9 protein-coding genes are annotated in these 12197 nt (G+C 42.8%); 6 read left to right on the top strand and 3 right to left on the bottom strand.

The window, feature by feature from the left end; genetic code table 11:
• Positions 1–465 (bottom strand): MaoC family dehydratase, encoded by a 465-nt coding sequence (locus tag BACCOP_RS09265; RefSeq protein ID WP_007568600.1) that lies wholly within the window; start codon positions 463–465, stop codon positions 1–3.
• A 78-nt stretch (positions 466–543) separates the two neighbouring features.
• A complete protein-coding gene (hcp, locus tag BACCOP_RS09260; RefSeq protein ID WP_007568598.1) occupies positions 544–2199 on the bottom strand; it encodes a hydroxylamine reductase in 1656 nt (551 codons plus the stop codon).
• Positions 2200–2314: 115 nt separating this feature from the next.
• Here hcp and BACCOP_RS09255 point away from each other — a divergent pair, with 115 nt between their 5' ends.
• The 6 genes from BACCOP_RS09255 (at position 2315) to BACCOP_RS20455 (ending at position 11142) form a co-directional block, all read left to right on the top strand.
• The gene (locus tag BACCOP_RS09255; RefSeq protein WP_007568596.1) at positions 2315–2932 is read left to right on the top strand and encodes a Crp/Fnr family transcriptional regulator; all 618 of its coding nucleotides are present in this window, start codon (positions 2315–2317) and stop codon (positions 2930–2932) included.
• Between the two features lie 567 nt (positions 2933–3499).
• Positions 3500–5032: a tetratricopeptide repeat protein gene (locus tag BACCOP_RS09250; protein WP_007568590.1), complete on the top strand. Its 1533-nt coding sequence runs from the start codon at positions 3500–3502 to the stop codon at positions 5030–5032.
• Positions 5033–5240: 208 nt separating this feature from the next.
• Positions 5241–7523 (top strand): TonB-dependent receptor, encoded by a 2283-nt coding sequence (locus tag BACCOP_RS09245; RefSeq protein WP_007568586.1) that lies wholly within the window; start codon positions 5241–5243, stop codon positions 7521–7523.
• Positions 7524–7638: 115 nt separating this feature from the next.
• On the top strand, positions 7639–9198 hold the full coding sequence (locus tag BACCOP_RS09240; protein ID WP_007568584.1) for a tetratricopeptide repeat protein: 1560 nt from the start codon (positions 7639–7641) through the stop codon (positions 9196–9198).
• A gap of 420 nt (positions 9199–9618) precedes the next feature.
• Positions 9619–10971, top strand: coding sequence for a radical SAM/SPASM domain-containing protein (locus tag BACCOP_RS09235; protein ID WP_040311987.1), 1353 nt, complete (start codon positions 9619–9621; stop codon positions 10969–10971).
• A gap of 15 nt (positions 10972–10986) precedes the next feature.
• Entirely contained in the window at positions 10987–11142 is a 156-nt protein-coding gene (locus tag BACCOP_RS20455; protein ID WP_007568580.1) for a hypothetical protein, read from the top strand.
• Positions 11143–11163: 21 nt separating this feature from the next.
• On the opposite strand, the gene BACCOP_RS09230 is transcribed toward BACCOP_RS20455, so the two are convergent.
• On the bottom strand, positions 11164–12197 hold a 1034-nt coding region (locus tag BACCOP_RS09230; protein WP_007568579.1), incomplete at its 5' end, for a transposase.

The following is a 12197-nucleotide window of genomic DNA, read 5'->3' as shown; positions in this document are numbered from 1 at the left end:
TCAGTTGAAGTAATACAGGAAAGTAGCGATACCTTCGAGTGCTTTCTTCTTCTGTCCTTCTATTTCGATAGCGAATTTAATTTCAGCCTTAGCCGTTCCGCGCAAATTAACCAACGAATGCAGGTCGGCAACCATACGGATTTTCTGTCCCGACAATACAGCCTGACCGAACTTCATTTTGTCCATTCCGTAGTTTACCATCATCTTCAGGTTGTTTACTTCGATAATCTGATTCCAGAAATACGGAAGCAGTGACAAAGTCAGATAGCCGTGTACGATTGTGCTCTTGAAGGGGCTTTCCACTTTCGCACGTTCTACATCGACATGAATCCACTGATGATCCAGTGTAGCGTCGGCAAACTGGTTGATGCGCTCCTGTGTAACTTCCAGCCAGTCGGAAACTCCGATCTGCTGACCGATCATTTTTTCAAATTCCTCGTAAGAATTAATAATAGCTTTGCTCATATAGTACGATTTTTATGACGAATTAATGAACAAAGGTAAGTAAAATATCGGATACTTAATAAAGTAAGGAGAAAGAATTTATCCCAGCAAACCGAATTTCTTCAAATCTTCGTCGACAGTGGTAATGCCTCCTATCCCGAAGGTATCGACCAGTACTTTTGCCACATTCGGCGAAAGGAATGCAGGCAGTGTAGGGCCCAGATGAATGTTCTTCACGCCCAGACTCAGCAAGGCAAGCAGTACAATCACCGCCTTCTGTTCGTACCACGCGATATTATAGGTAATCGGCAGTTCGTTGATGTCGTTCAACTGGAAGACTTCTTTCAGCTTCAGAGCGATAACGGCAAGCGAATAACTGTCGTTGCACTGGCCGGCATCGAGCACACGCGGAATACCGTTTATATCGCCCAAAGGCAACTTGTTGTATTTGTATTTTGCACATCCGGCAGTCAGGATAACCGTATCCTGCGGCAATGCCTTGGCAAAATCAGTATAATAATCGCGGCTCTTCATACGGCCGTCGCATCCAGCCATCACCACAAAACGCCGGATAGCTCCACTCTTCACAGCTTCCACTACCTTATCGGCAAGCTGAAGAACCTGATTGTGCGCGAATCCACCGATAATCTCCCCGGTTTCCAGTTCTACAGGCGGCTGGCACTGCTTGGCAAGCGCAATCACTTCCGAATAATCCTTATGTCCGTCGGCACCCGTTTCAATGTGCTTGCAACCCGGATATCCGGTCGAGTTTCCGGTAAACATACGCTCCTTATATGTTGCATTCGAGAGCGGCGGCACAATACAGTTGGTTGTAAACACAATCGGACCGTTGAACGCCGTAAACTCCTCACGCTGCTTCCACCACGCGTTTCCGTAGTTGCCAACAAAATGCTTGTACTTCTTGAAAGCAGGATAATAGTGTGCCGGAAGCATTTCGCTGTGCGTATATACATCCACTCCCGTTCCCTCAGTCTGTTTCAGCAAGTCTTCGATGTCATACAAGTCGTGTCCGCTGATCAGAATACCCGGATTCTTGCCCACCCCGATATTCACCTTTGTAATCTCCGGATTGCCGTAACGGGTCGTATTTGCCTCGTCGAGCAGTGCCATCACCTTGACACCCATCTCTCCCGCCTGCATCACCTGCGCCACCCATTCGTCGGCTGTCAGTCCGCCGACAGCAATCTTCGCCAGTGCCGCCTGCATGAACGCATGAATTTCCCCGTTGCTATACCCCAGACGCATGGCATGTTCGTGATAAGCCGCCATACCTTTCAGGCCGTAAACAAGCAGTTCTTTCAGCGAACGCAAGTCCTCGTTTGCCTCACGCAATACACCGACCGCAGCCGCTTTCTCCTCGAACGAGTCCTTTTCCCCCTTCCACTCCAGCTCGTCTACTCCGGGAAGTGCAATACCCCGCGCAGCAGCCTCAGCCTTCAGGTCATCACGCAGACCGATTCCTTTCTCTACCCGGCGTAAAATACTTTCATCGTCGAAATTGGCATTCGTAATGGTAGAAAACAAAGCATCCGTCACAAACGAATCGACTTCCGCCGACACCTTTACCGACTGCTCACGCAAAGCACTGGCAGCTACCGATACGCCTCTTACCGTAAAGAGCAGCAAATCCATATAACGTGCCGTACTGCTATTCTTTCCACACACACCTTTCAGCACACAGCCGGTTCCCTTGGCTGCCTCCTGACACTGATAGCAAAACATATTTCCTTCCATATTCAGATAGTCATTAGTGATTTTTTATTAAGTTTGTGCAAAGATGCCGCTTTCTGCCGGCAATAACTGTAACCTATGTTACAGCCATTCTGAATAATCGTTAAATGAAGACTAAATGAACGCCATACAACTTTTACAGCTTCCCTTATTTCAGGGCATATCCGAAGCGGCAGCCAGACAGTTGCTTGCCGAAGCTCCCAACAGTGTCCGTCGCTATAAAGAAGGCGACTTCATTGCCCGTCAGGGAGACCCCTGCCGCTCGCTCTATATATTATGTACAGGAAACGTACGTGCACAAATGGAAAATGCGGAAGGGAAACAAGTTACCATCGACCGGATAAGTGCTCCCGAAGTACTCGCTCCAGCCTTTATATTCGCATCGGAGAACCGCTTTCCGGTAAACATAGAGGTGCAGGAAAACTGTGAAGTACTTGTGCTCGACAAGAACTACTTTCTGGAATTCATGCACAGCCAGCCTGTCATCATGAAGAATTTTATCGAAATGATTTCCGACCGCAGCCTTTTTCTAAGTAAAAAATTAAATGAATTCGCCCTGCAAAGCCTGAAGTCGCGTCTGCTGAATTACCTGAAAATCAACGGACGGATAGACAATCAGCAGGAAGTGGCTTTCATTTTGGGAGTGGCACGCCCTTCGCTGGCACGAGCCTTATCGGAGCTGATAGCCGAAAAGAAGGTCAGCATGAACGGAAAAGAAGCCATTATTACAGAATGACAGACAAGTCGTGCCGCATAATACAATGACATGCTGATTTCTCCATTATCACAAAATTGGAGAGAGGATCAAGCCGGTTCCTAAAAATCAGAATCTCACCGCTTCTACGGAATCCAGATAGACAGCCATTCCTTTCGCCAAGAAACATTATTCATAAAACAGAACACAATCGTATCACAGCGAGAAACTTTCTCACCTGTTTTAATAGCACAATGCCATGAGTAATCCGTTTCATTTAAAAGAAATTCCAGAGGCAAAAACAGGAAATTTCAACCTGATTCCTGCTTCAAAATAAAACATGCCGAAACTTCGAATAAAATAACAGGATGTTTTACCCCAAACATCAGCATCTTTCTGAGGAAACAACAGGTCATTTTCACCTCCAAAAGCTTTAACATAAAGGTCGTTTTTAACTATTACAGGGATTTAGCCTGCAAAAATCCGAAGCAGATACAGGTTTGTCATTAACATTTCTCTCTATTTACAGGAAGAATTACGGACTTCCATGCCTGACAGATTTGTCGGAATGCCGTAAAATCGTATATTTGCACAGCCAAAAGAAATGCAATGAAGAAAACAGCTTACTTCCTGCTGTTGCTTCTGCTGATAGGAGCATGCGGTTGCCGCAACCGGAAAACATCCTACCCTCCCCTGATCAGACAGGCGGAGTACTGGGCAGAAGCTTGTCCGGACAGTGCCATTGCCTGTCTGGACTCGATTGACGCATCCTTGCAGGAACTGACGGAAGAAGAACGGATGTACTGCCACATGCTACGAATCAAAGCCGAAGACAAACTCTATATTCCGCACACCTCCGATTCGCTGATAAACCGCATAGTACGCTTCTACGAGCAGCAAGGAGATGACCGGAGGCTGGCGGAAGCACTTTACTACAAGGCAGGAGTGTACCGCGACTGCAACGAACCATCAAGGGCAATACGTACATACCTGAGTGCAGCCGAGGTGGGCTGCAACCACGATACGCTGAACGGTCGCATCTACGGACAACTGGCGGTCCTGTATGCTTATCAAAAAGCATACCACGAAAGCATGAAAGCTTTACGGCAGGCATTGGTATATAACATAAAATGCGATGGTTATCTGGGAATTGCCTACGGATGGAGAGATATGGCACGAATATTCGACCGGCAGTACAGTCCGGACAGCGCAGAAGTGTATTACAGCAAGGCATACAACCTGATGAAAGAAAAAGGATTCACCAGACCGGCATACGGTGTACTGAGCGAATGGGCCGACTTCAAATATGGAAACGGCAGAACAGAGCAGGCAAAAGACATGGCATACGAAGTGCTGGCACACCGTTTCAGTTCATTGTCAGCACTTACACTTGCCAAATCTTACCAGGCTGAAAACCATCCGGATTCTGCCGAAGCATATTGTCGCAAAGCATTACAGGGAACCGACATTTACCATCACCGCACAGCCTATGGCATATTGAAGGAAATAGCACTCTCACAAGGCAAACAGGAAGATGCACACCGTTACGCCCGCTGCTATCGGGAGGTGTCCGACTCCATCAGCAGAATGACACGTACAGAAGCGACAGTACGCATCAATCACGAGGCAGAAAAACTTGATCTGCTCTCGCACATGAAAAGGCTACGGCATATACTGGCGCTGGCACTAATTATACTGGTGGCAGGAATGATTTATATGGGCAGGAATATCCGTGCCCGCCGCAAAGAGCCACAAAAGGATGAGGCGCATATAATAACCGAAAATCAGCATGAGGAGGAAAACCTAACACCCTCGACTGCCAGACAATCTTTTGCTGCATTCCTCTCCGTAACACGCAGTTCAGAACTGACTGATGAATACTGGCAACAGCTGACGGAGGCCATAAACAAGGCTTATCCTGACTTTACATCCAGACTGTATCAGTACTACCCGAAACTCTCCTCACACGAACTCCGTGTCTGCTGCCTGACAAAGATAGGCATGTCACGCACGCAGATGGCAGAACTGCTGAGCCACTCGGTTTCATCCATCAGCAATACCCTGAGCCGGTTGTACACAAAGATAACCGGAGAAAAAGGCAGCGTGCAAAAAATGACCGAGTTCTTATATAAATTGGTATAATTTCTCCATTCCAACACTCAAGCATAGCTATTTTATTCTACTGAATATCAGTAATTTGCAAAATGTGAACAAATTGTGAACATTGTTTTTTCGGCAAAAAGTACTTTTCCCATACATTTGATTCTACAAATTTGTTCTTCTCCAAACGAAAGAGCATATCTTGATACTGCAAGTTAACCAAACGATTATTCAACATAACACATTTCTTATGAATAAAACCGGATTATTAATAATGTCATTGGCATTATTGGGCAATTCTATGCAAGCGCAGAATAAATTATACGGGACAGTAGAAAACAACGGAAAGCCATTGCCCTATGTAACAGTCCGCCTGCTAGAAACTGATTCAACTTTTGTTTCAGGAGTTACCACAGATACATTGGGGAAATATGTCTTCAGCAATATAGAGAAAGGAAACTATTTAGTAGCTCTCAGCTCAATCGGCTATAAGCCAGCGTTCATCCAGATAAAAATGTCTGATAAAAATTTAGAAGTTCCTCTTGTTACGCTGGAAACAGAAAACGTTGTACTCGGAGAAGTCGTAGTAAAAGGTACTACATTCATCCGAAAGAAAGACCATACGTTAATTATTCCAGACAAGCAACAATTGAAGCACGCCTATTCGGGATATGATGTTTTGTATAACCTGATGATACCCGGAGTGGATGTAGATCCTCGCAGCAAGAGTGTTTCTACTTCACGGGGAGCTGTAACACTTTATATCAACAGTGTACAGGCAGACTTACGTGAAGTACAGAACCTGCGCCCCAAAGACATAGAGAAGGTAGAATACTATGATATCCCGAGTGGCATCTATACAGGTGATATTGCGTCTATTAATTACATTACAAAAGAGTATAAGGTGGGCGGTTACGTGACTTTAGATGCAGAACAGAATATAGGCTATACCAAAGGTGATTATAACATCGGAGCAAAAATAGCACATGGCAATACTAACTATACTTTTTTCGGTGGATACAATATGGCAGAGCATGACGGAGTACAAAATCAAAAGAATGAGCTGCTGTTTTTTCCAGACTATCAAGTCAATCGAAATCATATGAATGAAGGCGGCTTATACCACAACAATCAGCAGTACGCCCAATTCAAAGTGAATAACAAGACGGATAAGCGTAATCTGTATGCCCTAGTGTCGTTGACCCATAATGATACTCCGCATAATGACCAAAGCGAACAGTTAAATTATACCGGCTATGAAAATAAAAATGTAAGTTCATCGGAACGGGTAAGTGAAGAGAATCTGAAACCGTCCCTTTGTTTGGACGGAGTATTCTATCCCACAAAGAACCAACGTATACACGTCATGCTGAGAGGAAACTATGACCACAACACCTATCAGCGGAATTACTTGGAGGACGAACAGCGTCTGTTTACTAAAGCAGATGAAGACTTATACTCATTCAGAGCAATGGGTGTATATGGCATCAACTTAAAACATAATTCGTTTGGCGCAAGTTTTCTGCACGACCATCAGATTACTTCTTCCGCCTATACCGGAGATAATGAATCCTGGCAACACCTGTGGAAAGGCGAAACTCTATTTTATTTAAATTATACACAATATCTTTTTGACAAACTGACCATTACATTGTCACCCGGTGCATCACTGCTAAATTATAAGTTGCACGGACAGGACTTGCAAAAATATTGGACATTCCGCACTAACTCATGGATTCGTTACCTGATTAATGCCAAGCACCAGTTAGTAGGCGGTTTCGCCATGGGAAACTATCAGCCGGATATCAGCTATATTAATACAATGGATCAAAATATAGATTTTCTACAAATAAAACGAGGAAATCCTAATCTGAATAACCCGATCATACAAGAGTTTTTCTTCACTTATGATGCACAAGTGAAACCCTTTAATCTCCAGTTCAACTTCAACTATACGATTCTGAAAAATAATATTTGTGGGGATTATTATATTGAAAATAACAAACTTGTAAACAGCTACCGTTCAGATACTGACTATAAGAAATGGAAAGCTGAAGTTATATCATCTTGTAAATTGTCAAAGAATTTCCGTACAAACCTGAAGCTCAAATATGAGAAGCTGGACATTGCAAAGATTCCTATCTCGGAAGATAACTTTATGGCTACGCTTGATGTGAATTATTATTTCCATTCGTTTACGTTGAATGCTTACATGAAAACTCCAGAAAGAGGGCTTGACAGCGAATTGTTAGCACTCAAGAAATCACCGTGGAAGTATGGTTTCTCGCTTCGGTTTAACAAAAAGAACTGGCTGGCAGAAGCAGGTACAGATAGTCCATTTACCAAACATTCCCGCTATACGGAATATTCTCCTATCGGTATATATCAGTTCACGCAAGAAAGAACCAGCCGCATCTACCAGCGTACAGGTTACGTGAAACTTGCCTATACTTTCGATTTCGGACGGAAGACTTCACGCGACAAGAACGATGTAGACCGAAGCATCAACTCGGCTATCATGAAAGCCAACTAAAATCATAGGCTGCAATGAAGCGAACGTAAGCTGCACGAGTTTTACGGACTTCCATGCCAGACAAATTTGTCGGAATACCGTAAAATCGTATATTTGCACAGCCTAAAGAAATGCAATGAAGAAAACAGCTTACTTCCTGCTGTTGCTTCTGCTGATAGGAGCATGCGGTTGCCGCAACCGGAAAACATCCTACCCTCCCCTGATCAGACAGGCGGAGTACTGGGCAGAAGCTTGTCCGGACAGTGCCATTGCCTGTCTGGACTCGATTGACGCATCCTTGCAGGAACTGACGGAAGAAGAACGGATGTACTGCCACATGCTACGAATCAAAGCCGAAGACAAACTCTATATTCCGCACACCTCCGATTCACTGATAAACCGCATAGTACGCTTCTACGAGCAGCAAGGAGATGACCGGAGGCTGGCGGAAGCACTTTACTACAAGGCAGGAGTGTACCGCGACTGCAACGAACCATCAAGGGCAATACGTACATACCTGAGTGCAGCCGAGGTGGGCTGCGAACACGATACGCTGAACGGTCGCATCTACGGACAACTGGCGGTCCTGTATGCTTATCAAAAAGCATACCACGAAAGCATGAAAGCTTTACGGCAGGCATTGGTATATAACATAAAATGCGATGATTATCTGGGAATTGCCTACAGCTGGAGAGATATGGCACGAATATTCGACCGGCAGTACAGTCCGGACAGCGCAGAAGTGTATTACAGCAAGGCATACAACCTGATGAAAGAAAAAGGATTCACCAGACCGGCATATGGTGTACTGAGCGAATGGGCCGACTTCAGTTACGCACAAGGAAGGCATAATACGGCAAAAGCATTTGCCTATAAAATATTGGGTGACCATTTCGATGAATTAGCAGCTTTAGTACTTGCCAAATATTATTGGCAGAAAAACAATCTAGATTCTGCCTTATTCTATTCGGTTGAGGCATTACAGACAAATGACATTTACCATCACCGCACAGCCTATGGCATATTGAAGGAAATAGCACTCTCACAAGGCAAACAGGAAGATGCACACCGTTACGCCCGCTGCTATCGGGAGGTGTCCGACTCCATCAGCAGAATGACACGTACAGAAGCGACAGTACGCATCAGTTACGAGGCAGAAAAACTTGATCTGCTCTCGCACATGAAAAGGCTACGGTATATACTGGCGCTGGCACTAACTCTGCTGGTGGCAGGAATGATTTATATGGGCAGGAATACCCATATTTTCCACAAGAAACAACGACTGAATAAGGAACTTACTCTTGAAGAAAACTCGCAGGTAACATTGTCAGAAAAACAGCAGAGTCTGGAAGAAAGGCTAGAAGCTTTTCAGCAATCTGCCATTTATCTTCATTTTTGTCGTGTTACTCAAAGCCGGGAGCTGAGTGAAGACCATTGGCGGCAATTGGTTAATGCTTTAAACAAGGTGTATCCTACATTTATATCTAAACTATACAATCTGAATCCTAAATTAACAGAATTAGAGCTTCGTACCTGCTGTTTGATTAAAATCGGGATATCGACCAATAGGATATCAGCACTAATCGCCCACTCTCCTTCTGCCGTCAATTCGATACTGCCCCGTTTGTATCATAAAATGACAGGAGAAAAGACAAACATGTCTGTAGCCAGGGAGTTTTTGAAACGTCTGGAATGACATTTCCTGTATAAAGGAGTGGATTTTTTGTTCAATTAATGTGGACTTTTTAGTCAAATTCATTCTATAAGCATTCGTTCGTGCCTTTTTTTCACCAACCTAAACAACTGGTTATCAATACGCTTTTATAATGCGTAAAAAATGCGTAATCGTTTTTCACCCTCCAATATGCATTTCCTATATTTTTGTCGGTGAATCTTAAATGGAAAAGAGTTATGAAAACACTACTTTTTATACTTTGTTTGGGTTCATCCATATCAATTCAAACAAAAACAATGAACACATACAGTTCTTTACCAAGATTTAACGATCACTTTAATCCTATTTTGATAGGCGACTGGATAAACGGACTATATACAGTTACATTGTGTCAAGACGGAAAGTATGCAGTTTATCAGTTCACCAAGTAAAATTATCCCAATGGAAACGTTAAGAACTTCATCGTATCTGATTCCGGTCAAGTTGGAAAGCGAACCGGGCAAGTATATGCTAATTCATGGCTATACGGGAGCCATCGACATTGTGACTGAAAGTCTGCTGAAAAAGATTCAGGCTGTAGCTTCTGGTGTAGATTTACCGGAAGATACCTTACAAACATTGATAAAACGGGGATATATTACTACCAGAAGCCAAGAGGAAGAAATTAATTATGTAAATCATATAGCCAAAGTACTTCACCATAAAGAGAAGTTACTATATAAGTACTTTACTTTTATTGTTTCTTATAATTGTAATTTTCGTTGTCCTTATTGCTTTGAAGAGCGGAAAAAGAAAGATGGAAAACTTAAAATTGCAATGACTAAAGAAATGGTTGATAAGGCTTATCAAGCGATGGAGAAAATAGAGCCTCAACAGCAATTACATTGCAAGGATATAGCATTGTATGGTGGTGAACCTTTACTGAAAGAAAATAGAGATATAGTAGAATATATTGTTAGAAAAGGATGTGAAAAAGGATATAAATTTCACGCTTTGACCAATGGCTATGATTTGGATGCCTTTGTGGATTTATTGTCTCCAGAACTTATTTATAAGCTTCAAATAACAATTGATGGAACAAGAGATTTTCATAATCAGAAGAGAATACATTATAGAGATAGAGGCACTTTTGATAGGATTATGTCAAATATAAGATTAGCTTTAAATAAGAATGTAGAGATAGTCGTTCGTGTAAATACTGACAACCAGAATATCAAAGATTTTGCTTCTTTAAAACGCTATCTTGAAGAATGTGGATTTGCTTCATCTCCTTATTTTAAAATGTATTCTGCAATGATATGGAATAATACTTCCATATCAGAAGGAGAGCAGGATAAATTGGATTTGTTGTCGTCTAAGTCGTATTTATTGCAGAATAAAGATAATCAAACTTTAGGTCAGTGCCGTGATTTTGGTATTGGAAAGAAAATATATACGGCTCTCACAAGTGGAAAGTCAATACCGTTTTGCGGTTGTAGTTGTGGAGCACAAACTTGTGGATATGTATTCGATTCGTTAGGTGATATTTATTCTTGTTGGGAGATTGTCGGGAATAAAGATTATAAATTAGGGAGCTATCGGAATGAAACGATAGAATGGAATCAAGAACGATTAAATAGATGGCACGGTTATAATATAACCCAAAATTCAATATGCAGTAAGTGTAAATATGCACTATTCTGCGGAGGTGGATGTATTATACATACAATGCAAGGTAGAAGAGATCATTGTTCCTATTTTAGAATAATGTTTGATTATGCTGTAAATAAAGCTTATAAGCGAAATACTAATTAAAATCAATCAAAAAAAATGAACGAAAATTTTTCAGAAAGAGAAATTGTTTCATTAAATGAAACATTCTCAGAATTTGATCTCCAGAAATTGGAAGATCGTTTGGAAACTGATCCTCTGGCTGTGGGTGGTTTGTTAGATTTAAGTGCTGATGGACTTTCAGATATTCAATAGTTCGTTAAAAATTCGCCAAGCCTAAGCTGCTCTGGCAGTAAATAAAATGAGTTCTTTGAAAAGTTTGTCAATAACTTGCGGGTCTGGGCTAATCCCAAACACGCAAATAAATCGTTCAAGCATATAAGCATTGTGTATGAAAGACTTGCAGGAGGATATGGAATAGGTTATTCCGAGCCTCTTACATGCCGCTTTGGCCAAGTTGACAGCAGCAAGCGATGCATTGAAGTGAAAATCCAATTTCCTGAAGTCGGTAGACTGGCAGCTGGTGATTCCTGCATGCTGCTTGCCATCTCTAAAGCAAAATTCCAACTGGAACCTGGTTCTGTAATAATCCAGCACCTCGCGTCCATCCATGGAATCGTCTGTAGAGAAATAAAGCTGCCACTTGTCTGTTCTTCCGTCCATCGGATACCAGACGGCTAAGGAAACATACCTTTTGAAAGCTTTAGCATAAACCCTCAATCCGTATAGCTTTCCTTTGTTCACCTCGTATTCCTTGCACCGGGTCAAATCCAGATTGGCAAAGTCAATCCTGCCGTCAAACCACTTGGGATGACCACGTTTTCCTGTTTTCTTTTCCAATGTCGGATAGTACAGGACAACATCATTCCTAAAGCGGCTGATGACATGGAAACCGTTCTCACACATAGGCGTTACGAAAGTTTCCTTGGAAAAGAATGCGTCTGCAACCACCGTTCTGGACAGGCTCTGTAGCTTGTCTTTTCTGCTGATAAGATAGCAGCTGTACCAGTCAACAAGGTTCTTGTCCATATTATCCAAGGTCTTACAATCCGGTGTCTGAATGGAACCTAAAGTCATGCATTCATGGTTGTCGATGTCAATGACACCGATGCCCATGATTTCCAGTCCACGCTTGTACTCTCCTGCACAACCGGACCAGAAGTAACCTATCCAAGGTGTCTTCTTGCCTGATTTGGGAATATAGGAAGGGTCGATGGCAATGGCTTTTCTTTTGCCTGTGAGATGCTTGCTGATGATAGATCCGTTGAACGCAAACCAGTCGAAAGTTTCATGCTCAAAAAGGTTGCGAT

It is taken from the genome of Phocaeicola coprocola DSM 17136 (genome assembly GCF_000154845.1).
Taxonomy (GTDB): Bacteria; Bacteroidota; Bacteroidia; order Bacteroidales; family Bacteroidaceae; genus Phocaeicola; species Phocaeicola coprocola.
Note: the sequence above shows the minus strand (reverse complement) of the source record. Positions and strands in the feature narration are given on the sequence as shown.